The sequence below is a fragment of the Sporosarcina sp. P3 genome, assembly GCF_002743415.1.
GTDB classification, from domain to species: Bacteria; Bacillota; Bacilli; order Bacillales_A; family Planococcaceae; genus Sporosarcina; species Sporosarcina ureae_A.
In genome coordinates this window covers 25,227-50,510 of sequence record NZ_PDZE01000005.1, presented here as the reverse complement: position 1 = coordinate 50,510, position 25,284 = coordinate 25,227, and the positions used below count along the sequence as shown (strand labels likewise).

Sequence of the window (25,284 nt, the reverse complement as noted above, 5' to 3'; positions counted from 1 at the left end):
ATCTAGTACAATGAAATGAAAGGATGATCCTCATGTCCGAACTTACACACTTCAATGAACAAGGTCGCGCCAAAATGGTCGACGTGTCCGAAAAAGAAACTACATTACGTACGGCGATCGCAACATCGTCCATCCTCGTCAACCAATCGATTCACGAGCAAATTACACAAGGCACAAATAAAAAAGGAGACGTCTTCGCAGTTGCGCAAGTCGCCGCCATTATGGCCGCGAAAAACACGTCCAACATCATTCCCATGTGCCATCCACTCCCTTTAACAGGTGTAGATGTCCGATTTGATTGGGAGATCGATGAAGAATCTTCCCATTATAACGTGTTCATCCAAGCCGAAGTCAAAACGAAAGGCGTAACCGGCGTCGAAATGGAAGCCTTGACTGCCGCTTCTGCCGCCGCGTTGACAATTTACGATATGTGTAAAGCGGCCGGCAAAGATATGGTGATCGGCCCAACGATGCTACAGCATAAATCAGGTGGGAAAAATGGAGATTATCAACGCGCGGACTGAATGTCGCGCGTTTTTTTGATTGGTTTGGGGATGGCTTGGCGCTCAATGAAATGGCTTGAGCGCTCTATTGGGCTGCGTGGCCGCTCATAGTTTTGCGCTTGCCGCTCTATTGGGCCGGGTGACCGCTCATAGTTTCATGCCAGCCGCTCTATCAAGCCGCGTGGCCGCTCATACTTTCACGCTAGCCGCTCTATCTAACCGCGCAAACGCTCATACTTCCACCCTAGCCGCTCTATCGAACCCCGCAACCGCTCATTCTTCCAACCCAACCGCTCTATCAAGCCACGTAACCGCTCATACTTCCACCCTAGCCGCTCTATCGAACCCCGCAACCGCTCATACTTCCAACCCAGCCGCTCTATCGAACCCCACAACCGCTCATACCCCCATCCTAATTCACCCCAAATGCTTCCCCAATTCATGCACAATATGCGGCAATTCCGGCACGATCAACTTATCCATCGCCAGCGTCACGGCCTTCGAAGAGCCCGGCAATAAAAACACCGCCTGCAAGCCCATTCCGCCAGCCGCCGCGCGACTGAGCAATGCTTTCGAACCCACGTCTTCGGTATAACTCAAAAAGCGAAACAGTTCGCCAAATCCGTCTAATGGTTTCGTGAAATGAGGTGACACGGTTTCCACTGTAATATCCCGTGCGCCAATCCCCGTTCCGCCTGTGAAAATCATAGCTTGAATGGACGAATCGGAAGACCAAGTGGACAACTGTTCTTCAATACGCTCCGCTTCATCCGGGCAAATTTCGTATGCTTTCACGGTATGTCCCACTTCGGCCAACTTATCGCAGATGACCTTGCCGCTTTTGTCATCCGCTTTGGTCCGCGTATCACTGATCGTCAGCACCGCGACTGCAATCGATTGATCACGCGCTTTCTGTGGTAAATGAGCCTTCTCCATTTGCTGTTCCCCCTAGCCGAATAATGAATGATAGATTTTTCGTCCTTCTCGCATATCTTTCAGACCATGAATCAACAGCCTGCCATTGCCGAATAAAATACAACGATAACCTTCCGCTTGAAATTCCACGAAAAATGGTGTCTCTCGGTACTTCGATCCCAGTTGCTGTGCGACTTTTACGCCGTCCGCCACCGTTAATTTACGTCCTGCATCGGGTATGATTTGTACTGTATCACGACCGCACAGCACAGCGTATTGTGTACCCGCTGCCTGATGCAACGCGGGATATGTCGGATGTTCACCACAAGTTTCGCATTGTGGGTTCTTCATCCGGCTGATTCCCGCTTCCACTGATGTATTATTCCACACATCAAAATGCAGAAGTTTTGTACGCATGGCGTCTTCATTTCCCGTCAGCCATTTCATTGCTTCCGCACTTTGATGTGCAGCCGAAATTTGGACAGCGGGTGCAATTACCCCTACTGTATCACATGTTTCATTGACCGCCGGCATAACCGGTAATAGACAACGAAAACACGGTGTTTTGCTTGGAATGAAAGGAAAGACGCTGCCAGAACTGCTAACGACCGCGCCGTAGACCCAAGGGATATTCCGTTTCCATGCGACGTCATTGATCAGCAAACGTGTCTCGAAGTTATCGGTTGCGTCGAGTAAGATGTCCGCGCCGACTGCCATTTCTTCGAGCAACGGTCCGTCAATATGGTCGAGTACCGTTGTAATGTCCACGTCTTCTCGAATCGCATGCAAGCGACGGGCTGCCGCTACCACTTTTGGCACACTGTTTTTCGCATCTGCTTCGACGAATAATTGTTGCCGCTGTAAATTGGATGCTTCCACATAATCTCGGTCTGCTAGCGTTATTTTACCAATTCCTGCACGCACAAGCGTCTCGGAAATCGATGAACCGAGCGCACCACAGCCTATGATGACCGCATGAGAGTCTGATAGTTGCCGCTGTCCCGACGTGCCAATAGGTTGAAATAGTGTTTGCCTTGAATAACGATTCTCCACTGGATCTACTTCCTTTCATTACACCACAAGCGAGGCAATCGGTTAAGACCGATTGCCTGCGTTTGCTTCTGGACTAATATCACTGAATGAACCAACATAGCGAACTACATCGCCTGTTCCATCTATTACCGAACTGATGGATAGGAACTCCAGATACTCTTCGCCGTTCTTTTTCTTATTCCAAATTTCACCTTGCCATTCACCTTGTTCCTCAATGGTGCGCCACATGTCGTCATAGTATGCTCGATCATGTCGGCCTGAACTTAAGATGCTCGGACTCTTACCGAGAACTTCTTCCTCATTGTAACCTGTTAGTTTTGTAAATGCCGGATTGACCGAAAGAATCAACCCTTTTGAATTGGTCACGAGAATACCTTGCCCAGTTGAATCGAATACTTCTTTAGACAAGCTCGTGCGATCCATGTAGTAGAGCCAGATAGCCAATACAAGACTGACTAACGATACTTGTGAAAACGCCATGAATCCTATTGAATAGGAACCCGTCATAGAGAAAATCGTTGCGAGTAATAATGGAGGGAAAAATCCACCAAGACCACCCATCATCGATACGATCCCGTTGACAGTACCTGCTTGCTTACTGAAATACATCGGTACCAGTTTAAAGATCACACCGTTTCCGATACCAGCCGCTGCCGCAATCATAATACTGCCGACTGTGTACAGTCCGATATCCGGTGAAAATGCTAAGACGATGGACGAGATTGTCAACCCTGCGAAACAGCCCATCAATAAAAATAACGGCTGGAATTTATCGCCTAACCAACCACCGACTGGACGCAATAGCGTCGCGACGACGATGAAGCCGGCTGTACGTAGTCCTGCGTCGACCTTATCGAGTTCAAAGTAATTGACGAGGAAACTCGGCAAGAATACGGTAAACGCAACGAATGAACCGAATGTGATGAAATAGAACAACGAGAAGAACCAAAGTTTCTCATTCTTATACACGCCTTTAATTTGATCGACAATCGGTGCTTTCACTTTTACTTCTTTACGGTCACCGAAGAAGAAGTTCATTGCGATGAATGCAAGCAGTAAAATTAAGTACATTTTGACAGTCAACGACCAACCGAACTTTACAGCGAGAATCGGTGCCGCAAACGTTGTGATCGCTGTCCCGATATTCCCCATTCCGTAAATACCATTGACGAGCCCGTGCTTTTCTTTAGGATAGTACTTCGGTAGCGACGTAACACCAACAGAGAAAATCGCGCCCCCTATCCCAAGTAACGTACCGCCAATCAATAGTCCTGTCACTGTTGATGTTTCACTTATGTAGTAGACAGGAAATAGTAAAACGATGAAACTGATGAAAAACATCATACGCGCGCCATAGACATTGGCATAGTAACCCAGTGGAATACGCAAAATTGAGCCGAGTACTACAGGGATCGCTGTGATGATGGCCACGCGCTCTGGTGGAATGTTGATATCTTCGCTAATAAACGGTAGTAAAGAAGAGATCAGGACCCACACCATGAAGCCGACAACTAGATTTGCCGTCTGTAAAGGCAACTGAATCTTTTGTGTCATAGGAATCCATCCAATCTAAAATTAGTTGCAAAACAACCCACTTACTCTTTTTTCATCTTCATTATTCGTTATTCCGGTAGAATAGACGTATATAATTGTTCGAATAATTCATCTTGCTCTTTAGCAAGCAAGACCGATAGAACCATCGGAAAGATGACGTTTTCTTCTTTTACAAAATGAATCATAATCACCTCAAATGCCTCGCCTGCGTCTTTTACGACATCTTGCATCATGGCGAGTGTAAATTCTGATAAGTCGCCTCTTGTGTGATGAAGGAAATGTCCGATAAACGCATCAATCTCATCATGTTCTTCTTGCACGGCTTGAACCGGTCCTTGATCACTGCCCACATATTTCGCTAGCATCGGAAACAGAAATTCTTCTTCTTTTTCTGTATGATTCTTCAATGGATCAATGAATTCGACGACTAGCTCGCGCAATCTCTTGAGTGCTTCGAGACCTTCGTCACGCGTGAATCTATCATTCTCAAAATCCAGTACGATCGTATGCCACTGCTCCATCAAAGATGTCAGGAAACGATGTTCGTTTTCGAGCACGCGTAATGCAGGTAGCGTATGCGTGAATCCTGTATTGACCATCATCCTTCACCTCTTCATTTAGAAATTCAAAAGTTTCTTGCGCAGCGCATATTCGACGAGTTCCGGACGGCTCTTCAAATGCAGTTTGTCCATCATTTTCGCTTTATGCGCTTCTACAGTCTTGACGGAAATATACAGCATTTCTGCAATTTCCTTATTACCGTAACCTTTTGCGACCAAAGGCAGAATTTCGACTTCTCGTTTAGATAAAATCTTGAACGGGTCATTTTCTTCTGCCTCTTTCGTTCCTTTCTTCACAAACTCCCTCACAAGCGACGTCGCCATAGACGGATGCACATACGTCCCGCCGTCGTATACTTCACGAATGGCGTGTAGCAACTCTTCATCAGGAGCATTTTTCAAAATATAGCCTGCTGCACCGTTTTTCAGTACATGAAACATATACTCCTCATCATCGTACATCGTTAAAATGACGATTTTGGTTTCGGGAAAATCTTCATGAATTTTACCTGTCGCAATCAATCCACTTTGGCCAGGAGGCATGCTAAGATCCAGTAAAATAATATCGGGTCTGTGCTTTGCAACTAGTTCATATGCTTCCAATCCATCTGCCGCCGTGGCCACGACTTCCATATCGTCTTGGAAATTCAATATATGCATGAACCCTGTGCGGACGACTGCATGATCATCAGCTATTATGATTTTCACTTGTTGCTCTCTCCTTCTTCAGTGGAATGGTCGCTTGTACTGTCGTGCCTTTTTGTTGACTAGAAGTGATTGTCAAATTACCACCTACTAGTTCCACCCGTTCTTTCATGCCATACAGACCGAGGCCCGTTCCTTGCGGTGTAAAGTCATTGATATCGAAGCCGACCCCTTCATCGAATACTTTTATTTGCAGCTGGCCATCGACTTCATTCAATGTTAAAAAGACATCTTCTACTTGAGCATATTTCATGGAGTTGAGAATTGCTTCTTGGCCGATACGATAGGCAACCGTTTCAATCGCACCTTCATAACGACATTCTCTCAAATCAGATTCGAAATGGACATACAGCCCGTAGTTCTTTTCCAGATTCTTGATGTGCGTTCGAAAAGCGGCATCCAGTCCAAAATCATCGAGTACAGCCGGTCGCAGTTCGACGGATAGATGACGGATCTCATCGAGTAAGCGCATCAATGAACCTTCCGTTTGACGCAACTTCTCGAGCGCCTTTTCCGTCATCCCCATATATTTCAATACACGTAAATCGACAAGTGAACTGAGCATCTCCTGCGCTACACTGTCATGCAACTCGCGTGAAATACGTTTGCGTTCGTTTTCCTGCGCCAAAATGACTTGTTGCATACGCAATTTTTGATGGAGAACTTCGGACGTCTGGGTTTGTCGCGTTAAATTACGCAACATTAGCATGGACACATAGTTCTCTTCATCCAACACCTGATACGTCGCGCTGTATGGTTGTATGCCAAGATCTTTCGTCTCCAAATATAGTTGGAATGAAGAGAGTGTTTGTTGCGGTCTCTCCATAAAACACGAAACACACGTCATTTGTTCCTCTTCGCTCGTAAAGCCGCGGCATGTAAGACACATCGCGTCGGCTTCACCTTGTAGCATTTTTTCATAGAGCGCAGGTTCTATAATTTGTTTCGCCGCTTCATTCATGGATAGAATCTCGCCGTTCGCGCCGAAAAAGAACATTGCTTCTGTCGTATGGTCGTATAATTTATGCAACATAGTCGTCAGTTGGTCATTGTTCAATAAAGTCATCTTTCAATCGCTCCTTCATGTGAAACGGTCCAAACCGAGGTCCTACCGCATGTTTGAATTGCTCAAACTTGTCAGCCGTTAACCGGTTCACTTCACGATAGCCAATCAAAAGCACGCCTTGCACATGATCATTAAGGAATAGTGGGATCGCGCCAAAACTTTTCAGCTTTTCAAATACGACAATTGGATAGTTATAGAGATCTCCATCCATTACACTTACGTCTACGTTCTCGATACTCATCGGTTTTCCTGTCTTGAAAACAATTCCTGCCACACCTTTTCCTGATTGAAGGACAATTCTACGATAGCGTGAACTGATATTCCCCGTTACATATCGCCATCTAAAGTCGTGATGATATTTCTTCAAATCCACTAACGCTAAGCCAATGAAATCCGCATGAAGCGTTTCCTTCAATTCGTCAATCGCCAGTTGGAAAGTACTATTTGCTTGTCCTGTCATAGCTTAATCTCCCATTATTTATCATTCGCTTACCGAGGTGATTGTTTGGTCGGCTGATGTTTTCTATATAGGATATAACTTCTACCTACATAATTCAATGGCACACTCCACACGTGTACAAGGCGCGTGAATGGCCACATGGCAAAAATGAGAAATCCAGTCAAAACATGAAGCTTAAACATAATGGGAACTGATGCCATGAACGCGGCTTCCGGTTGGAATATGAGTAATGACCTGAACCAGACCGAAATCGTATCACGGTAATCAAATCCCGGTGTCATCGTGTTCGTAATCAATGAGCTGTAGACACCTAGGAATACGATCAACAGCAACAACGAATTGACAATTAAATCGGATCGAGAAGATAGATGGCGTACATTTTTCTTCGTGAAACGACGGGATGTTAAAATAATCATTCCGGCGAATGTAACGACTCCAAAAAATCCACCACCCCATACGGCACCGATATGGTACATATGATCACTGATTCCCATGGCACGTGTCCACTCTTTTGGAATCCCAAGTCCCGCCACATGACCTAAAATGACGGGAAAGATTCCGATGTGGAACAGCAAACTACCGATCATTAATTGTTTCTTTTCAATAAACTCACTCGACTTCGCGGTCCAGCCGAATTGGTCATTACGGTAACGGAAAATATGCCCTACAATAAATACTGCGATACAGATATAAGGAAAAATGACCCACAAGAATTGACTAGTCATTAGCGGAAACCTCCCGTTGAATACATGATTTACATGTTTCACGCAGTGCACGGATCAAATGTAGCCATGGACTTTCATACTTCTCAAGTGCTTTCATCAAGAAGTACGAACCGTCCTCGATGACCGCAAGCAACATCGTGAAGCTCTGTTGCGCTCGCGGATCTCCCTTCCATTCAGCTGCATAAATAAATTCACACATTAACGGAAGCAAGTCAGATAGTTCTTCATCCGGCATTTCGAGCCCGAACATTTCGTATAACACTTTTAACTGCGCCAGCGTCTGACCACGTTCTTTCGAGTCTGAAAATTTTACGTAGGTCATAAACAGCGTAGCGTCTTTTTGAAAATCGAATGTGTACGTGTACATCTCCTGTATTTCATCCAAACTATATGTTTGCATTGCTTCCCAGTAGAGCTGCAGGTCCTCGTAACCTGCAGCATCCTCTGTTATATACTCATTCCACATATCTGGATGGAATGTCAGCTTTTCTGGGTAGTTCAGTTGATGGGAGAAAAAGCCGAAGATATGCTTCTTTTGATATAAGAGATCAAGATTAATCACGCCAGATCCCCCCATAGAAATTCTCTTCGTAGATTTGCTTGCCCGTTTTCACTGGAGCAGCTCCTGGAGTTACAGGTCCACAACCGTCACACCCTCCGTCCGAGCCCATTACAGAGAAGGAAGAATACGGATTTTGGGCAGGTGCTTGTTCACCATACGTACCCATGCCGTCGTACCCCGCAGAACCTTGAGAACGGTAAACGTTCATCTGACTTTCTTTATGCGAAGTCGGAATCACAAAACGATCTTCGTATTTCGCAATGGCAAGCAAACGATACATTTGCTTCGTCTGTTTCGCTGTCAATCCAACACGCTCTAGCTTAGATTCGTCGAAGTCCTTGCCTGAAGAAACCGCACGCATATACGAACGCATCATCGCCATACGTTGCAAGCCTCCCTTGACGATATCCACATCTCCAGCCGTTAGCATATTAGCTAAATATTGAAGCGGGATTCGCATTTCTTCGATAGCCGGGAAAATCATGTCCGGGTTTTTGATGGAGTCTTTACCTTCAAAGTAGTTCATGATCGGACTAAGCGGTGGAACGTACCACACCATCGGCAACGTCCGGTATTCCGGGTGCAATGGGAATGCTAGCTTGTATTCAATCGCTAATTTATAAACAGGTGAGTTCTGTGCTGCGTCAATCCAGTCTTCGGAAATGCCATCGTTGATTGCTTGCTCGATGACTTCCGGATCATGCGGATCTAAGAACAAATCACATTGTGCTTGATACAAGTCTTTGGGATCCGGTGTAGATGCAGCTTCTTGCACGCGGTCTGCGTCGTAAAGCAAGACACCTAGATAGCGGATTCGGCCTGTACATGTCTCGGAACAAACTGTCGGCAAACCAGATTCCACGCGTGGGAAACAGAACGTACACTTCTCGGCTTTATTCGTTTTCCAGTTGAAGTACACTTTCTTGTACGGGCAACCGGTCATACAGTAGCGCCATCCGCGACATGCTTCCTGATCGACCAGAACGATTCCGTCCTCGTCACGCTTGTACATAGCACCTGACGGACAAGAAGCTACACAGCTCGGGTTCAAGCAGTGTTCGCATAGTCGTGGCAAGTACATCATGAATGCTTGTTCAAAGTTGAATTTAATTTCTTCTTCAATTTTCTCGATATTTGGGTCAGTTGGTCCGGTAATATGTGCACCAGCTAACTGATCTTCCCAGTTCGGGCCCCACTCTGGATCCATGTATTCGCCTGTAACTACAGACTTTGCACGTGCAACCGGTGTATGTTCTTGATCCGGTGCGGATGTTAATTTTTCATAGTCGTACGTCCATGGCTCGTAGTAATCTTTCATTTCAGGCATATCGGGATTGTAGAAGATTTTACCGAGTGCGATTTTCGATAGTTTAGAACCCGATTTCAATTCCAATTTCCCTTTTCGCAACTGCCAGCCACCCTTATAGAGTTCCTGGTCTTCCCAGCGTTTCGGGTAGCCGATCCCCGGTTTCGTTTCTACGTTATTGAACCACATATACTCGGCACCTTCACGGTTCGTCCATGTCGTTTTACACGTCACACTACATGTATGACACCCAATACACTTGTCTAAGTTCATCACCATTGCAACTTGCGCTTTAATTTTCAAGCCAATTGACCTCCTTCATCTTACGGACTGCGACGTAGACATCACGTTGATTACCGATCGGCCCGTAGTAGTTGAATCCATAACTGAGCTGTGCATAGCCGCCTACCATTTGAGTCGGCTTCATGTGAATTCGCGTCGGCGCATTATGGCTTCCTCCGCGTTGCTCGGTGATTTCCGAGCCAGGCATCTGAATATGCTTATCCTGTGCGTGGTACATAAACATCGTACCTTTAGGCATTCTGTGACTGACAACGGCACGTGCATTGACGACACCATTTCGGTTATATACTTCGAGCCAGGCATTGTCGTCGATTCCGTGCTCTTCTGCATCGAGATTCGATAACCAAACGGTTGGACCTCCACGGAACAACGTCAACATGTGCTGGTTGTCCTGGTATGTCGAGTGAATATTCCACTTGCCGTGCGGTGTTAAGTAGCGCAGTACGAGTGCATCTTGTCCACCTTTAATATCTGCATCACGATCTGCAAAAACAAATGGCGGAAGCGTCGGTTTATAGACTGGCAATGCTTCACCGAATCCTAGGAATAATTCGTGATCGACGTAGAAATGCTGTCTCCCCGTCAACGTCCGGAATGGTACGAGACGTTCGATATTTGTCGTAAACGGCGAGTAGCGTCTGCCGAGTTTATTGGAACCACTGAAGACTGGTGTTGGAATGACTTCACGCGGTTGCGCGGTAATACCAGCGAATGTGAATCGCTCTGCTGCGCGGTCTGCTGAAATATCTTTCAATTCCACGCCCGTGTCGTGCTCCGCTGCTTCAAATGCACGTTGCGACACGCGACCGTTTGTTGCGGAAGATAGGGTTAACATCGCTTCTGCTGCATGTTTCGCTGTGTACAATTTAGGCAAGCCGTCTTTCACGGTATCATCCTCATAAATACCGTTAATTCCTTTCATCATTTCATATTCATCCGCGACGGAGAAGCTGACACCATGCGCGCCCGTTTTCCCTGTGGACAATAAAGGCCCAAGCGTAATGTATTTATCATAGATCTTCGTAAAGTCACGCTCCACGATGGTCATGCCCGGCATCGTTTTGCCCGGAATGGCTTCGATTTCACCTTTACTCCAGTCATGCACCTCGCCCATCGGCTGAGAAATTTCCTGAACCGAGTCATGTGCTAGAGGAGATGTGACTAAGTCTTTATAGACGCCTGGCAAATGCGTTTCCGCAAGTGTCGAGAACGTTTTTGCGATTTCGCGGTAAATATCCCAATCCGATTTGGATTCCCATAATGGGTTAACTGCCGGATTGAATGGATGGACGAATGGATGCATATCAGTGGAAGATAAATCCACCTTTTCGTACCATGTCGCAGCCGGAAGCACGAGATCTGCATAAAGCGGTGTCGCGGTCATACGGAAATCGAGCGCTACTAATAGGTCGAGCTTGCCTTCCACTTCATCGCGCCAAACCATTTCTTTCGGTTTCATATCTTCGTTCGGCGTCGCAAGCAAGCCGTCCGAAGCGCCGAGTAAGTGCCGCATGAAGTATTCTTGTCCTTTTGCGGAACTGGAGATCAAGTTCGAGCGCCAGACGAATAATGAACGCGGGAAGTTTTCCGGTGCACCTGGGTCTTCCGCTGCGAATTGTAATTCACCGGATTTAAGTTGATCGACGACATGTGAAACGACTTCCTTTGTATCCGTCTTCCCAAGCTTCGCCGCTTCTTCCACGAGCAATAAACTATTTTTATTGAACTGAGGATAAGATGGTAACCAGCCGAGACGCGCCGCCAGTACGTTATAGTCTGCCGGATGCTGGTATCTCGCTTCTCCGCCAAGTGGCGACATCAACGTATCTGTCCCCGCCTCTTCATACTTCCATTGGTCCGTCGCAAAGTAGAAGAATGAGGTAGCGTTTTGCAGACGTGGTGGTCCTTGCCAGTCTTTCGCGAAGGCAATCGTGCTCCAGCCTTCGATTGGACGACATTTCTCTTGTCCTACGTAATGCGCCCAACCTCCGCCGTTCACTCCTTGTGAAGCTGTCAACGTCACCAGGTTAAGGATCGCGCGGTAGATCGTGTCACTGTTGAACCAGTGATTGATGCCTGCGCCCATAATAATCATCGAACGTCCACCTGTGTCGATGGCATTTTGTGCGAACTCCATGGCGATTTGCGTAACGAGTTCCGGTTTCACATTCGTGATCGCTTCTTGCCAAGCCGGTGTATAGATAGAAGTCACATCGTCATAACCTGTCGCCTCTAGCTCACTGTCGATCCGGTTAACACCATATTGACTCAGCATGACATCATATGTTGTCGTCACTAAACGCTCTGTGCCGTCAGCGAATTGTACTTTCATCGCTGGAATCGGGCGTTTGAATGTGCCATTTCCTCGGTTATCGAAGTACGGGAAATGAATTTCATGCCATTGTTCTGCTTGCTTTTCGATAGACAATGCAGGCTCAACGCGTGTGCCATCTTCGTTTTCTAGTTGCAGATTCCACTTAACGTCTTCTTCCCAACGTTGCCCCATCGTGCCGTTTGGAACGATGATTTCATCTTTCGCTTCATCAAATATGACAGGTTTCCACTCAGCGTGTGCTGACTGCTGTCCAAGATCGCTTGCACGCAAGAAACGTCCAGCTTTATACGAATCTTCATGCGGATCCAGCAGAATCAAGAAGGGCATGTCTGTGTATTGTTTGGCATAGTTTATAAATGTCGGTTCTTTACGTTTTTGATAGAATTCATCCAAAATAACATGCGTCATAGCTTGAGCAACTGCTGCGTCTGTTCCCGGGTTCGCCCCGATCCAGTCGTCGGCGTGCACTACGCTTTCCGCATAATCCGGTGCAACCGAGACTACTTTCGTTCCTTTATAGCGAACTTCCGTCATGAAGTGCGCATCTGGTGTCCGTGTAAGCGGAACATTGGAGCCCCACATGATGATATAGCCTGCGTTAAACCAGTCACTCGATTCTGGTACATCTGTCTGCTCACCCCAGATTTGTGGAGAGGACGGTGGTAGATCTGCATACCAGTCGTAGAAACTGAGCATCTCGCCACCGAGCAATGAAATGAAACGCGCGCCTGATGCATAACTGACCATTGACATGGCAGGAATCGGTGTAAATCCTGCTACGCGATCCGGACCGTATTTTTGTACCGTATAAATGAGTTGTGCCGCAATCAGCATCGTTGCATCACGCCAATGAATCCGAACGTGACCGCCTTTACCGCGGGCTTTTTTGTATTCATTGGATTTCTCAGGATCTTCAACGATCGCTGTCCATGCTTTCACTGGATCCTTCGTTTCTTCCAGTGCTTCGTTCCACATGCGCCACAGTTTCCCTCTTATATAAGGATACTTCACGCGTAATGGGCTGTATTCATACCAAGAAAATGATGCACCACGCGGACAACCACGCGGTTCGAATTCAGGCATATCGGGACCACAGGAAGGATAATCGATTTGCTGATTTTCCCATGTGATGATGCCGTTCTTGACGAAAACTTTCCAGCTACAAGAGCCTGTGCAGTTTACGCCATGCGTCGTACGCACCACTTTGTCATGCGACCAGCGCTGTCGGTACATATTTTCCCAATCACGATTTTTCTCTTCGAGCACTGACCAATTTCCAGAAAAACTCTCGACGGGTTTAAAATAATTCAATCCGAATCTCTTTTTCATCGAATAATTCCACTCCTTCTCAGAATGTAGCAGTAAATGAAACAGACCTACTACTCTTCTTACCCTCAAATAATTTAATTAATCTGATTTTAATCTAAGGGAATTCCCTATTATTTACTCTGAATCACAGGACTTTTTAACCAAACCTCGTAAAACTTCTTTATATTATACAAGTATACGTGTTTTTACTTTCATTCCTATGGGGGAATTCCCTATTCTCGTTTCCTGAATCCCCTGTCTTATTTTCTGAGTAAGAGAGAATACTTTATGATGGCTTTTGCATTCGATTTGTCATGTGTGTAACTTTAACTGTATTTCTCAATCGTATGGAAAAATTAGTATAGTTCTCATAATATTAAGTTGATTTTATTTATATAAATGATAGAATTATATACAAAATGAAAGGTAAGGTGGATGATACCGTGACAAACGAATTAAATAAGGTACTTCGTTGTGAAGCACTGAAAGACAAAATTGTTACAGCAGAAGAAGCAGCGTCTTGGATCGAGGATGGAATGTCTCTAGGTCTGAGCGGATTTACTTTGTCCGGAGACGCGAAAGCCGTGCCATTGGCATTAGCAGAACGAGGCAAAACTGAGGACTTCAAAGTAAACGTTTTCACTGGCGCTTCTATGGGCCCGAACGTTGATGAGTTGATGGCCAATGCAGATGTAATCAATCTACGTGTTCCTTATCAAGGCAACCCAGCAATGCGAGGCAAAATCAACTCAGGTGATTCATTCTACATCGACCAGCACCTTTCCCACACATCTGAATGGATTCGCCAAGGTGTAATTGGACCTGTTGACTATGCAATCATCGAAGCAGCAGCTATTACAGAAGACGGATCGATCATTCCGACTGGTTCTGTTGGTAACTCTCCGATTTTCGTTCAAGAAGCGAAGCATGTCATCATCGAATTGAACGTCAACGCACCAATGGAATTTGAAGGCTTACATGACATCTATATCCCAGATGCTCAAAACCATCGTAAAGAAATTCCTATATACAGTACAACAGATAAAATCGGTACACCAGGTATCAAAGTAGACCCTGAGAAGGTTGTCGGAATCGTACTTACAGAAAAAGGTGATATTCCTTCCCCTATCGTTCCTCCAGACGAAGAGACACAAGAGATCGCAAACAACTTGTTGAACTTCTTCCGTGATGAGATCAAATTGGGCCGTATGGATGAAACACTCATGCCTCTTCAATCAGGTGTTGGTTCGGTTGCAAACGCAGTACTTGACGGTATGAGAACGTCCGAGTTTAAAGATATCGAAGTATATTCCGAAGTACTTCAAGACGCTATCTTCGACTTGATCGATGACGGTGTAGTGAAATTCGCTTCTGCTACTTCATTGACTCTATCTAAAAAACGTTTGGACAGCTTCAAAGACGATATCGCTAAATACCGTGACAAGCTTGTATTCCGTCCACAAGAAATCTCAAACCACCCGGAAGTAATCCGTCGTTTGGGTATCATTTCATTCAACACAGCGCTTGAGTTAGACATCTACGGAAACGTAAACTCTACACATGTTAGCGGAACACGCATGATGAACGGTATCGGAGGATCTGGTGACTTCGCTCGTAACGCACGTATCGCGATTTTCGTTACGAAGTCTTATGCAAAAGGCGGAGACGTGTCATCCATCGTACCTTTCTCTTCTCACGTGGACCACACAGAGCACGACGTAGACGTAATTGTTACAGAGCAAGGATACGCAGATCTTCGCGGCTTGGCTCCAAGACAAAAAGCAGAAGCGTTGATCGAAAACTGTGCGCACCCTGATTTCAAGGAAGAGCTTCGTGATTATTACAACAGAGCATGCGAACAAGTGGGCGGACAAACTCCACACATCTTGGAAGAAGCTCTATCTTGGCACGTAAATCTTGCGAAGAACAAGACAATGCACAAGACTGTTGAAGCTCAGAAGTAATTTTATATGGTAGGAAAGACCAAGCAGATTTCGATCTGCTTGGTTTTTTTGTTTTGAATTGGTTTGGGTAGGTTGTGGATTGGTGTTGTAGGTGGATGCTTTGCTTGGTGGGGTTTGGGCGGTTGGATGGAGCGGACCGACATGATTGGGCATTGAGCGGTTAAACAAGGGGTTTGAGCGGATGCCGCGATACATAGAGCGGATCAATGGATGGATTGAGCGCTTTCGGTAGTTCTTTGAGCGGTTGGGGAAATGTATGAGCGGATAGCGTGGATGTATGAGCGCTTGGCCAGATGTGTGAGCGACCCCCTCTAGCTGTTGGATTGGGCGGACCGACATGATGGACATTGAGCGGTTAAACAAGTAGTTTGAGCGGATGCCGCGATACATAGAGCGGATCAATGGATGGATTGAGCGCTTTCGGTAGTTCATTGAGCGGTTAGGGAAATTTATGAGCGGATAGCGGAAAAGTATGAGCGCCCAGCCATGTGTATGTAAAAGCGTCTTCCCTAAAAAAACTGTGCACTTCCCCTCCCCCAAGCATAAAAAAAAGAGGAACCCATCACGGATTCCCCTTCCATTATTACCTATTACAAATCATCAAAGCCATTCAAATCACTAGTTTTCACATACTGACGGCTCGTTTGTTCGAAGAAGTCCGTTTTCGTGTCGTCGAAGTTATCGACGTACGCGCGGATCCACTTCATTGGATTGTCTGTGAACTCTGGATAGATTTCGCTTAAGCCGAGCATGCGCAACATTTTATTCGCGCGATACTTGATGTAACCTTCCATCTCATCTAGCTCGAGGCCATCGATGCCCGCTAATACATAGCGACTCCAGATGACTTCTTGCTCGACGGAGTGGCGGAATTGGTCATAGATCCATTCCGTGAATTCGTCTGTGTTGTACTCTGGGTTTTCTGCTAACGCTGCACGGAAGATGTCGCTGATTGCCTTACCGTGCTGCAGTTCGTCACGGTTAATGTACGAAATCATTGTGGATGTACCGACCATTTTTTGGTGGCGCGCCAAGTTGTAGAAAAATGCGAAGCCACTGTAGAAGAATAAGCCTTCTAATAACGTCGTGTAGACCATCGCTTTTAGAACCGTTTCGATTGTCGGGTTTTCCGCAAACTCATTGTAAACGTCTACGATTCGTTCATTTCGCTTCATTAGTACTTCGTCTGTACGGCCCATTTCAAAGGCTTCCATTTGCTTGTCTAAGTTCGTGACGGATGAAAGTACGTACGCGTAGCTGTGATTATGTTCACTTTCCTGGTCGGCGATTGTCGCTAGAATCGACTTGACGGATGGATCCGTTGTGAAGTCCGCGATTTTCATTGCGATGACCGTTTGTGGACCGTCGAGTGTCGCCAGTAGGCCGATAATTTTTAAGAATGCGGATTGCTCTTCTTTTGTTAGGCTCGAGAACTGTTTAACGTCTTGCGTCATGTCCACTTCATTCGCTGTCCAGAAAAGCGCACGGATTCGCTGACGTAGTGTATAGAAATGAGGGTGCGCGATGTCGTTCCAGTTCAGGATGCCGCTTGCTTCCCCACCGAAAATGGCTGTTGCTTTATTCGGGTTTGCAGGATTCAGTACTTTTACTCGTGTAAGTGTTGCCAATGTTCGAGCACTCCTTTCGTCCAATTCGTAACTGTTTGTTCTTGCATGCCGCGTGGGCTTTGTTCGATCTTCAATGGTTCAAATGGAGAATGATAGAATTTCGCGAGCTTGTCTGCCGCTTTGCAAAATAAATCATCACCGCCAAACTGGGTGTCCCCTGTGCCAAAAACGTAGACGAGGTCTGGTTTGTAGCCGACGTCCGCCACGAAATCTTTGACTTCATCGGGTGTTGCTCCTTTTTCCCAGGTGAAGGAACCAATGCACAACGCGTCATATTCTTTAACATTTGGGATGATGCCGATGCCGATACGATAGGTATCGACGTCGACGCCTTCACTTTGTAAGTTTTCCGCAATCAATTCCGCTACTTCCTCAGTGTTACCACTCCAGGACGCATAGGCGATTAAGAATGACACCACTCGCACTCCTCAATCTCTGCTGCGGTTGAACGCATGTAGTACGTTGTTTTCATGCCTGATTTCCATGCTTGCAAGTGCAGATCCAAAATAACAGAAGCACGGATGGAGTTCGGTACATAGATGTTGAATGAAATCGACTGATCGATGTGCTGCTGACGCGCGGCATTTTGCTTAATAGACCAGCGCTGATCCACGATGTAAGCGGAACGACGGTAAATGTCATACGTATTATGATCCAGATCCGGCGCAATGACCGGTAATTTATAGTCTTTCTTCTCTTCATGGTAGAACGGCTTGAACACTGGATCGATGGATGCTGTTGAGCCTGCGATAACCGACGTCGAGCTGTTTGGTGCAACTGCCATCAAGTAGCCGTTACGCATACCGTTCATTGCTACGTCTATGCGCAATTCACGCCATTTATTGGAATCGTATTCGCGTTGCTCGAAATATTCACCTGTTTGCCAATCGGAACCATCAAACAATGGATATGCGCCTTTTTCTTTCGATAATTCCATTGAGGCTTTAATAGTCAAATACGCAATGTTTTCATATAACTCGTCTGCGAAATTCACCGCTTCATCTGACTCCCACTGAATGTTTTTCAATGCAAGTAAATGGTGCCAACCGAATGTGCCGAGTCCAATTCCACGGTAGCGTGCATTGGTGCGTTGTGCTTGGACGACTGGGATTTGGTTCTGATCGATGACGTTGTCGAGCATACGTACTTGGATGCGAATCAAACGATCTAACACGTCTGCTGTCACCGCTCTTCCAAGGTTGATCGATGACAGATTACATACAACGAAATCGCCTGGCTTTGTGCGTGTGACGACCAGATCGTCTTCGAGTGTTACGGATTCATGTGCAGATGCTGACATATTTTGGGTTATTTCTGTGCACAAATTACTAGAATAGATAATTCCTTCATGCTTATTAGCGTTCATACGGTTTACTTCGTCGCGGTAGAACATGAACGGTGTCCCTGTTTCCAGCTGGCTACGCAATATACGTTTCATGATTTCAATCGCTGGAACCGTCTCTCTGGATATATCTTCATTGCGGACACATTCTTCATACTTCTCGCGGAATGTGCCTTGTCCTTTTGTTTCATCATAGAAATCTTCCAATGAATAGCCCATTTTCGTGCGGACTTCATGTGGATCGAATAAATGCCAGTCTTCACGGGACTCAACTTTTTCCATGAACAAGTCCGGCAAGCAGACGCCTGTGAAAATGTCATGCGCGCGCAAACGGTCATCCCCGTTATTGAGCTTGAGGTCGAGGAACGTAAAGATGTCTTGATGCCATACGTCAAGATAAACGGCTACGGCACCTTGACGTTGACCGAGTTGGTCGACGCTGACTGCTGTGTTGTTCAGCTGTTTGATCCAAGGAAGAACACCGCTTGATGCCCCTTCGAAACCACGAATCGACGCACCGCGAGAACGAACTTTCCCCATATAGACACCGATACCGCCACCAAATTTCGACAAGTTCGCGATATCCGTATTGCTGTTGTAAATTCCTTGTAATGAATCGTCGACTGTATCGATAAAGCAGCTAGATAGTTGACCGTGCATCTTACCTGCATTCGATAATGTAGGCGTCGCAACTGTCATGTACAAATTACTCATCGCCCAGTACGCTTCTCCGATTTTATGAATGCGATCTACTGTTTCGTCTTGCATTAACGTCATCGCGATGATCAACCAGCGCTCTTGCGGAAGCTCCACTGACTGTTTCGTAAAGTTCACTGTTACATAGCGGTCTACTAATGTTTTTAGTCCAATATATGTGAATAATAGGTCACGAGAAGGATCGAGTAGCTTACCGATTTCCTGAAGCTCGTCCCGGCTGTATTTTTCTGTCAGAACAGGCGTGTATAAACCTTGTTCCACCAAGCGTTCTACATTTTTCGCAAAATCGGTATAGACATCTGCTCCACGCAATGCTTTTTGCTTTGCATAGACGTCGAATAAATAAATACGCGCCGCTACAAATGTCCAATACGCATTCGCCTCATCAATACGGCTTAAAGATTCCAACACCATCGCGTTCGTCCATTCAGTTGCCGAACTCGCCGGGTGACGCTCTTGGAATTTCTCACTCGCTTGGATCAACGGTTCGATTTGTTTCTTGCCAAATTCTTCTTGTAAGTTTTCCATCAATAAATGAAGTCCCACAGTTTCTTGAATAATAGCCATTATATCCGCTCCCTTTAGTGAATTGATTCGGTTATGTACTAAATTAAAAAAACTCCCGATATAATCGGGAGTCGTCGATTGACGCTTAGTAGATTGCGGAAAGTTTTAGGCAGACTGAAAAAAGACTGCTTTGTGCTTTCACTCTCCAACCCCGAAGAATGTTTTGCTGAGATGACTGGCAGGTCTACTGGCTGGCACATCGTTCTTCCATCTTTCCTTCCCGCCGTAGCAGTGGTTTTCATAAGATAGTCGTCCGTGCCCTCAGTTGCGGGGGCAGCTCCGTTCGTGGCGGATTCCCTTTTAAACGTCGTGGGTACCAATTCATCTAATTGCTATCACACACTATATATAGTGTGTTAATTCATATATAACCCTAACATGTTGTGTTCAAACATGCAAAACAAAAATCGAACCGAAGTTCAGAATCCTTCTTCTGAACTACGATTCGACTTTTGCTATTCAGTATTTTATAGTATATCAAACTTTTTACTTCTTGACTAAATCGTTTGTGTGAATGTTTTTAAATAGAGTGTGAAATAAGTAAAGTTAAGGGATTTCCGCTCCCGCTACAATCCTACTCTCTAACCTAAACCACTTAGAAAATTCACTGTGTTTTTTAGTACCCATTCAAAGTCTTACGATCAAAACTTGAAAAGCGCAATATCATTTCTCCATATCACAAACGGTCTTCTGCTCTTTCAGCTGTTTTTTCCCAACATTCTGCGCCTTTTAGGTCAGGAATGCTGGCTGATTTGAAGACGGGGTTTCTACCAGCTCTTCGTTGTTTCGTGAAGTCGTCAAGTACTTTGAAGGCGATTTTGCCGAGCAGTAGAATGACAATTAGGTTAATAATGGCCATTAGTCCCATGAACAGATCGGCCATATCCCATACTACTTGTACTTTTGCGATGGCGCCGAAATATACCATTGCGAGTACGAGTACTTGGTAGATTCGTTTCCATACGACGTTGGCATTAATAAATTCAATATTCGTTTCGCCATAGTAATAATTTCCGATGATGGAACTGAAAGCGAAGAACATGATCGCAACCGCGATGAAATACGGTGCCCACGCGCCTACTTGTACGGCCATGGAGTTTTGTGTCAAGATGATTCCATTTGCTTCACCTGATTGATACAATCCACCGAGCAAAATAATGAATGCGGTGGCAGAACAGATGATGATCGTATCGAAAAATACGCCAAGACTTTGTACCAATCCTTGTTTTGCTGGGTGCGATACGTTTGCTGTAGCGGCTGCGTTTGGCACACTACCCATACCTGCTTCATTGGAGAAGAGACCACGACGCACACCTTGCATCATCGCCATCCCAATTCCGCCACCCATGACTTCTTTAATTCCGAAAGCATGCTCGAATATCAATACAATCAAGCCCGGCACTTCTGCGATATTTACAATAACAATATATAACGCTACCAAAATATAGAAAGTTGCCATGACGGGTACGATGGTCTGTGTTACTTTGACAATCCGTTTGACGCCGCCGAAGACGATGATTCCTGTCACGAGTATTAAGCCGACCCCAACACCCCAGTCGGGAATGCCAAATACATCTGTGAATGATTGACTGATCGTGTTAGATTGTACTGCGTTAAATATGAATCCGAAAGACATCGTCAGTAAAATCGCAAAGACTACACCGAGTTTCCGCCAACCTAGCGCTTTTTGCATATAATACGCCGGTCCTCCGCGGAATGTATCGCCGTCTTTCACTTTATACACTTGTGCCAATGTACTTTCGATGAATGCGGTCGCCATGCCGATTACAGCGATCACCCACATCCAGAATACCGCACCCGGTCCACCGATTCCGATCGCGAGGGCTACCCCCGCTACGTTACCTGTCCCAACGCGTGATGCGGCACTAATTGTGAATGCTTGGAACGGAGACACTCCGTCATTATTGTCTTTCTTCTCTACAATCAGACGGAACATCTCGCGAAATAAGCGTACTTGCACAAATTTCGTGCGAATCGTGAAATATAAACCCGCTGCCAATAAAAGTGCAATTAAAACATATGTCCAAATAAAATTATTCGCCGGCCCTACAAGCCAGTCAATCGCGTCTTGAAACATCTGACCACCTCCTTGTGTATGCTATACCCCACATGCTACCCTACTACGCTTGACATACTAAAAACTATTTTTTAGTTTGCATGACTGTCAACGCTTTATTCTCCAACAATTCCGCTGCACGTACCATCAATTCAGCTAACGACCTCTTCCCGTCATCCAATGAATGCAATTCAGAAAACCACTCGAGGAGCTCTGGACGCGCCGCTTCCTCAATAGTCCCCGAAATGACTATAACGGGAACACTCTCTACTTTCGCAAGCTTCGCAATCCCCATTAATGCCTTGCCTGCAAGCGTCTGCCGATCTGTCTTGCCTTCGCCCGTCACAATGAAATCTGCTGAAGATAGATGCGTTACAAAATCCATCGCCTCCAGCACGACATCTATTCCACTTTCAAGACGCGCACCACAGTATGCAATTAATGCACCTGCACTCCCCCCAGCCGCTCCTGCACCGCGCAACTCATGCAACCGCACGCCTGTCTGCCTTTCTGTCTCGTCCGCCAAATGACGTAATCCTTCATCTAAACGCAAAACCATTTCCGCGTCCGCCCCTTTTTGCGGACCAAAAATACACGACGCCCCTTGTTCACCGACAAATGGATTTTCTACGTCGGATGCAATGTGAATGTCCGTCTCCAGCAAACGCTGATCTAGTTGCGAGACATCGATTTCATTGATGAACGGAAGTATTTCCCCATTCATTTGCAACAACTGTCCATCAGCTAAAAACCGGACGCCTAGCGCTTCGAGCAAACCTGCTCCCCCATCATTCGTCGCACTGCCGCCAAGTCCAATAATCATTTTCCTGTAGCCCGCATCCAGCGCATGACGAATTAACTGGCCCGTGCCAAATGTTGACGCTTTCATCGGATCGAGTTCATGCCCCTCCAGCAACAACAAACCAGACGCCTGCGCCATCTCAATGACCGCCGTCTGACCGTCACCAAGTACGCCAAACGATGCATCGATGGTACGTCCCAACGGATCAAGCACAGGCACCCTTCGCAACGTCCCGCCAGTTGCCGAAACGAGGACAGCCAGCGTCCCCTCGCCACCATCCGCAACAGGCAAACGAACTACTTCCGCGTGTGGATAGACTTTCTGTACTCCTTTAGATATAGCGTCGGCCGCTTCTTCCGCATGCAAGCTTCCTTTAAATGCATCAGGCGCAATGACAATTTTCACGGCTCACACTCCCTTTATTCGTATTCTAGCAGATTATGCAGGAAAAGTTACCGTAAAATAGTGGATGGTTCATCTATTATTTTAATAATGGTTGCTTAATTTCTTTGCAGATGAATAGGTGGATGGTTTGGCAGGGTGTGTTTGATTAATTGAGGCTTGTAGTCGTTTTAATCGGGGGGGTGTATGCGCTCTATTGGGGGGTGTTTCCGCTCTATGGGTACTCGTATTCGCTCTATTGAGTTGTATATCCGCTCATAGTTTACTGTAAAGCGCTCTATATCCGTGTGGAGCCGCTCTATGTCAAACGCTAGCCGCTCATACTTCAGGGTGGAGCGCTCTAACCAAGCTGCGCGGGGCGATTCGCTCTATCCACCCGTACATCCGCTCTATCAAGCCACATAATCGCTCATAGTTTACTGTAAAGCGCTCTATATCCGTGTAGATCCGCTCTATGTCAAACGCTACCCGCTCATACTTCAAAGCAATGCGCTCTATCCACCCGCACAACCGCTCTATAAGCTATCCGCCAGCCCCAACATGTATTAAACACCGCACGCTCAGGGAACACTACGTACGTTAGGAAAGGAGTAGGAATAAATGGCTGTATCGCAAGTGAAAAATTGGTCGAATCGAAAAAGTTATCAAAAGAGAAATCTCTGGGCGGGTATATTATTCGGACTTGGGTTTGTAGCGTTTTTGGACGAGACACTGTTTCATCAGTTGCTGCATTGGCACAAGTTTTATGATCAATCTACGGTGGCGGTTGGATTGGTGTCGGATGGTTTGTTTCATGCGTTTAGCTGGTTTGCGACGGTGGGTGCGTTGTATTTGGTGGCGGATTTGCGTAGGAGAAATGCGTTATGGCATAAGATGTTTTGGGGTGGCAAGTTACTTGGTGGCGGGGCGTTCCAATTGTATGACGGAACCATTCAACATAAGGTCATGCGCATTCATCAGATTCGTTATCATGTAGACATCGTCCCGTATGATGTCGTGTGGAACGGTGCGGCGATTGTGATGATTGGGGCCGGTCTGTTGTTAATCAAGTCAGCGCAACAAGACGCCCGATCAGCGGATAGGTTGGTGCTTCATGCCACATGATGCATACTTCAGTACAACCGATTGGCTGTTTGGGGTGCTTGCATCGCTCTCTATTCTGTTATACGGGGGCGCTGTCTTTCATTCCAACCGGAAAAAGCATTTGCGGAAATGGCCACATAGACGGACTGTGCTATGGATAGCAGGCGTACTCGCTTCGGTAAGCGCTGTTGTCGGACCGCTAGCGAAGCTGTCACATGATCATTTTACCTGGCATATGTTAGGCCACCTTTTGCTTGGCATGCTCGGTCCCCTGCTATTGGCGCTCGCTGCTCCTATGACGTTAACGCTGCGGACACTTCCCGTTCGGCAGGCTAGAAAGGTAAGCTACTTGCTGAAAAGCCGACTCGCAGGGTTCTATACACATCCCGTCATTGCTTCGATTTTGAACATCGGCGGGCTTTGGCTGTTATACACGACAGGCTTGTTTGCAGCCATGCATCATCATCTCTTGCTACATATCGTGATTCATATACACGTGTGTATAGCGGGTTATTTATTTACGATTTCCCTCTTATACATCGATCCCGTGTCACGCCGCTATAGTTATCGCTACCGTACTGCAATCTTTATTGTAGCTCTGGCGGGACACGGAATTTTATCCAAATGGCTATACGCCTATCCGCCTACCGGTGTACCGATTGAAGAGGCGCGTGCAGGAGCGATGCTTATGTATTACGGTGGCGATGCGGTGGATCTTGTGATCATCATTCTATTGTTTCACAACTGGTATCACTCGACCAAACGTCAACGGACGGACGCTACGACTACTGCGGCCGGTCATATGCACGCGAATGAAACGACGCAAAACGCACCTGCTAGCTAGTAGGTGCGTTGTTGTAGTAGTTTATTCATTTCATTATTCCGATACGACCGTCATAATGGTCCCTTGCGCAGTGGCACAAATCTTCTCTTCCCCATCCTTAATGGAAAAAACATCACAGCGGCAGACGGCTTGTCGTTTTCCAGCAGAAATCACTGTCGCCCGGGCGATTAATATTTCACCTACAGCGGGCCGTACATAGTTGATTTTGTATTCTGCTGTCAGTACGTTCGGGCCTAGAACGGAACCGCCTACAAAAGTCAATGCGTTATCTGCTGCATAGCCAATGACCCCGCCGTGTACAAAGCCATGTTGCTGTAGAACGTGTTCCGTGATGGGAACTTCCAGTACTACTTCCCCGATCGTAAACTCTATCAATTTCGTTCCCAATAGTTTGCTGAAAGATTGGGCTTCCAATGCTTGTTTGCCAATATGAAAGATTTCATTTTGCGTCATAGGAACGTCCTTCCGTTATCAAATGATGTACTCCATTTCCCTGTCTTGCC

Annotated in this window: 22 protein-coding genes and 1 riboswitch; of the genes, 4 read left to right on the top strand and 18 right to left on the bottom strand. The window is 46.2% G+C overall.

The window, feature by feature from the left end; genetic code table 11:
• Positions 1-32 precede the first annotated feature (32 nt).
• Positions 33-524 carry a cyclic pyranopterin monophosphate synthase MoaC gene (gene moaC, locus CSV61_RS07765; protein WP_099638755.1) on the top strand — a complete coding sequence of 164 codons (492 nt, stop codon included), beginning with the start codon at positions 33-35 and terminating at the stop codon, positions 522-524.
• A gap of 194 nt (positions 525-718) precedes the next feature.
• Here the strand turns inward: moaC and CSV61_RS16585 are convergent, their stop codons facing one another.
• From CSV61_RS16585 to CSV61_RS07710, 12 genes are all read right to left on the bottom strand, one after another.
• Positions 719-898: a hypothetical protein gene (locus tag CSV61_RS16585; RefSeq protein WP_143561072.1), complete on the bottom strand. Its 180-nt coding sequence runs from the start codon at positions 896-898 to the stop codon at positions 719-721.
• Between the two features lie 22 nt (positions 899-920).
• Complete coding sequence (locus tag CSV61_RS07760; protein ID WP_099638754.1) at positions 921-1,439, bottom strand: MogA/MoaB family molybdenum cofactor biosynthesis protein; 519 nt, start codon at positions 1,437-1,439, stop codon at positions 921-923.
• A 12-nt stretch (positions 1,440-1,451) separates the two neighbouring features.
• Positions 1,452-2,471, bottom strand: coding sequence for a ThiF family adenylyltransferase (locus tag CSV61_RS07755; protein ID WP_099638753.1), 1,020 nt, complete (start codon positions 2,469-2,471; stop codon positions 1,452-1,454).
• Positions 2,472-2,513: 42 nt separating this feature from the next.
• Positions 2,514-4,025 carry an MFS transporter gene (locus tag CSV61_RS07750; protein WP_099638752.1) on the bottom strand — a complete coding sequence of 504 codons (1,512 nt, stop codon included), beginning with the start codon at positions 4,023-4,025 and terminating at the stop codon, positions 2,514-2,516.
• Positions 4,026-4,093: 68 nt separating this feature from the next.
• Complete coding sequence (locus CSV61_RS07745; protein WP_233193553.1) at positions 4,094-4,627, bottom strand: hemerythrin domain-containing protein; 534 nt, start codon at positions 4,625-4,627, stop codon at positions 4,094-4,096.
• A gap of 15 nt (positions 4,628-4,642) precedes the next feature.
• On the bottom strand, positions 4,643-5,293 hold the full coding sequence (locus CSV61_RS07740; protein WP_083034842.1) for a response regulator: 651 nt from the start codon (positions 5,291-5,293) through the stop codon (positions 4,643-4,645).
• The gene (locus CSV61_RS07735) at positions 5,274-6,356 is read right to left on the bottom strand and encodes a sensor histidine kinase (RefSeq protein WP_099638750.1); all 1,083 of its coding nucleotides are present in this window, start codon (positions 6,354-6,356) and stop codon (positions 5,274-5,276) included. The genes CSV61_RS07740 and CSV61_RS07735 overlap by 20 nt, the downstream gene beginning before the upstream one ends.
• Positions 6,337-6,816, bottom strand: a complete 480-nt coding sequence (locus CSV61_RS07730; protein WP_099638749.1) for a GAF domain-containing protein — start codon at positions 6,814-6,816, stop codon at positions 6,337-6,339. Before CSV61_RS07730 ends, CSV61_RS07735 begins: the two co-directional genes overlap by 20 nt.
• A 29-nt stretch (positions 6,817-6,845) precedes the next feature.
• A complete protein-coding gene (narI, locus tag CSV61_RS07725) occupies positions 6,846-7,541 on the bottom strand; it encodes a respiratory nitrate reductase subunit gamma (RefSeq protein WP_083034838.1) in 696 nt (231 codons plus the stop codon).
• Positions 7,534-8,103: a nitrate reductase molybdenum cofactor assembly chaperone gene (gene narJ / locus CSV61_RS07720; RefSeq protein WP_099638748.1), complete on the bottom strand. Its 570-nt coding sequence runs from the start codon at positions 8,101-8,103 to the stop codon at positions 7,534-7,536. Before narJ ends, narI begins: the two co-directional genes overlap by 8 nt.
• Positions 8,096-9,712: a nitrate reductase subunit beta gene (gene narH / locus CSV61_RS07715; RefSeq protein ID WP_099638747.1), complete on the bottom strand. Its 1,617-nt coding sequence runs from the start codon at positions 9,710-9,712 to the stop codon at positions 8,096-8,098. The genes narJ and narH overlap by 8 nt, the downstream gene beginning before the upstream one ends.
• A complete protein-coding gene (locus CSV61_RS07710) occupies positions 9,702-13,376 on the bottom strand; it encodes a nitrate reductase subunit alpha (RefSeq protein ID WP_099638746.1) in 3,675 nt (1,224 codons plus the stop codon). The genes narH and CSV61_RS07710 overlap by 11 nt, the downstream gene beginning before the upstream one ends.
• Positions 13,377-13,774: 398 nt before the next feature.
• Between CSV61_RS07710 and CSV61_RS07705 the strand changes: the two genes are divergently transcribed.
• Complete coding sequence (locus CSV61_RS07705) at positions 13,775-15,319, top strand: succinyl-CoA:acetate CoA-transferase ScpC (RefSeq protein ID WP_369824331.1); 1,545 nt, start codon at positions 13,775-13,777, stop codon at positions 15,317-15,319.
• Positions 15,320-15,909: 590 nt separating this feature from the next.
• Here the strand turns inward: CSV61_RS07705 and CSV61_RS07700 are convergent.
• The 5 genes from CSV61_RS07700 to CSV61_RS07680 form a co-directional block, all read right to left on the bottom strand.
• Positions 15,910-16,947 carry a ribonucleotide-diphosphate reductase subunit beta gene (locus CSV61_RS07700; RefSeq protein WP_099638744.1) on the bottom strand — a complete coding sequence of 346 codons (1,038 nt, stop codon included), beginning with the start codon at positions 16,945-16,947 and terminating at the stop codon, positions 15,910-15,912.
• Positions 16,926-17,363 carry a flavodoxin gene (locus CSV61_RS07695; RefSeq protein ID WP_099638743.1) on the bottom strand — a complete coding sequence of 146 codons (438 nt, stop codon included), beginning with the start codon at positions 17,361-17,363 and terminating at the stop codon, positions 16,926-16,928. The genes CSV61_RS07700 and CSV61_RS07695 overlap by 22 nt, the downstream gene beginning before the upstream one ends.
• A complete protein-coding gene (locus CSV61_RS07690; protein WP_099638742.1) occupies positions 17,351-19,573 on the bottom strand; it encodes a ribonucleoside-diphosphate reductase subunit alpha in 2,223 nt (740 codons plus the stop codon). Before CSV61_RS07690 ends, CSV61_RS07695 begins: the two co-directional genes overlap by 13 nt.
• A 160-nt stretch (positions 19,574-19,733) precedes the next feature.
• A riboswitch (cobalamin riboswitch) is annotated at positions 19,734-19,910 on the bottom strand.
• Positions 19,911-20,249: 339 nt separating this feature from the next.
• Positions 20,250-21,671 carry an alanine/glycine:cation symporter family protein gene (locus tag CSV61_RS07685; RefSeq protein ID WP_083034820.1) on the bottom strand — a complete coding sequence of 474 codons (1,422 nt, stop codon included), beginning with the start codon at positions 21,669-21,671 and terminating at the stop codon, positions 20,250-20,252.
• 64 nt (positions 21,672-21,735) lie between these two features.
• Positions 21,736-22,857 carry a glycerate kinase gene (locus CSV61_RS07680; protein ID WP_099638741.1) on the bottom strand — a complete coding sequence of 374 codons (1,122 nt, stop codon included), beginning with the start codon at positions 22,855-22,857 and terminating at the stop codon, positions 21,736-21,738.
• A gap of 597 nt (positions 22,858-23,454) precedes the next feature.
• Here CSV61_RS07680 and CSV61_RS07675 point away from each other — a divergent pair.
• Positions 23,455-23,958 (top strand): DUF2243 domain-containing protein, encoded by a 504-nt coding sequence (locus tag CSV61_RS07675; protein ID WP_099638740.1) that lies wholly within the window; start codon positions 23,455-23,457, stop codon positions 23,956-23,958.
• On the top strand, positions 23,948-24,781 hold the full coding sequence (locus CSV61_RS07670; protein WP_099638739.1) for a cytochrome c oxidase assembly protein: 834 nt from the start codon (positions 23,948-23,950) through the stop codon (positions 24,779-24,781). The genes CSV61_RS07675 and CSV61_RS07670 overlap by 11 nt, the downstream gene beginning before the upstream one ends.
• A 33-nt stretch (positions 24,782-24,814) precedes the next feature.
• Here the strand turns inward: CSV61_RS07670 and CSV61_RS07665 are convergent, their stop codons facing one another.
• A complete protein-coding gene (locus tag CSV61_RS07665; RefSeq protein WP_099638738.1) occupies positions 24,815-25,234 on the bottom strand; it encodes a PaaI family thioesterase in 420 nt (139 codons plus the stop codon).
• Between the last annotated feature and the right edge of the window lie 50 nt (positions 25,235-25,284).

What these genes read in the sequence shown, in the direction of transcription:
- moaC (WP_099638755.1), top strand. Translation starts at nt 33, where the DNA reads ATGTCCGAACTTACACACTTCAATGAACAAGGTCGCGCCAAAATGGTC.
- CSV61_RS07760 (WP_099638754.1), bottom strand. Translation starts at nt 1,439, where the DNA reads ATGGAGAAGGCTCATTTACCACAGAAAGCGCGTGATCAATCGATTGCA.
- CSV61_RS07750 (WP_099638752.1), bottom strand. Translation starts at nt 4,025, where the DNA reads ATGACACAAAAGATTCAGTTGCCTTTACAGACGGCAAATCTAGTTGTC.
- CSV61_RS07745 (WP_233193553.1), bottom strand. Translation starts at nt 4,627, where the DNA reads ATGATGGTCAATACAGGATTCACGCATACGCTACCTGCATTACGCGTG.
- CSV61_RS07735 (WP_099638750.1), bottom strand. Translation starts at nt 6,356, where the DNA reads ATGACTTTATTGAACAATGACCAACTGACGACTATGTTGCATAAATTA.
- CSV61_RS07730 (WP_099638749.1), bottom strand. Translation starts at nt 6,816, where the DNA reads ATGACAGGACAAGCAAATAGTACTTTCCAACTGGCGATTGACGAATTG.
- narI (WP_083034838.1), bottom strand. Translation starts at nt 7,541, where the DNA reads ATGACTAGTCAATTCTTGTGGGTCATTTTTCCTTATATCTGTATCGCA.
- CSV61_RS07710 (WP_099638746.1), bottom strand. Translation starts at nt 13,376, where the DNA reads ATGAAAAAGAGATTCGGATTGAATTATTTTAAACCCGTCGAGAGTTTT.
- CSV61_RS07705 (WP_369824331.1), top strand. Translation starts at nt 13,775, where the DNA reads ATGAAAGGTAAGGTGGATGATACCGTGACAAACGAATTAAATAAGGTA.
- CSV61_RS07690 (WP_099638742.1), bottom strand. Translation starts at nt 19,573, where the DNA reads ATGGCTATTATTCAAGAAACTGTGGGACTTCATTTATTGATGGAAAAC.
- CSV61_RS07685 (WP_083034820.1), bottom strand. Translation starts at nt 21,671, where the DNA reads ATGTTTCAAGACGCGATTGACTGGCTTGTAGGGCCGGCGAATAATTTT.
- CSV61_RS07675 (WP_099638740.1), top strand. Translation starts at nt 23,455, where the DNA reads ATGGCTGTATCGCAAGTGAAAAATTGGTCGAATCGAAAAAGTTATCAA.
- CSV61_RS07670 (WP_099638739.1), top strand. Translation starts at nt 23,948, where the DNA reads ATGCCACATGATGCATACTTCAGTACAACCGATTGGCTGTTTGGGGTG.
- CSV61_RS07665 (WP_099638738.1), bottom strand. Translation starts at nt 25,234, where the DNA reads ATGACGCAAAATGAAATCTTTCATATTGGCAAACAAGCATTGGAAGCC.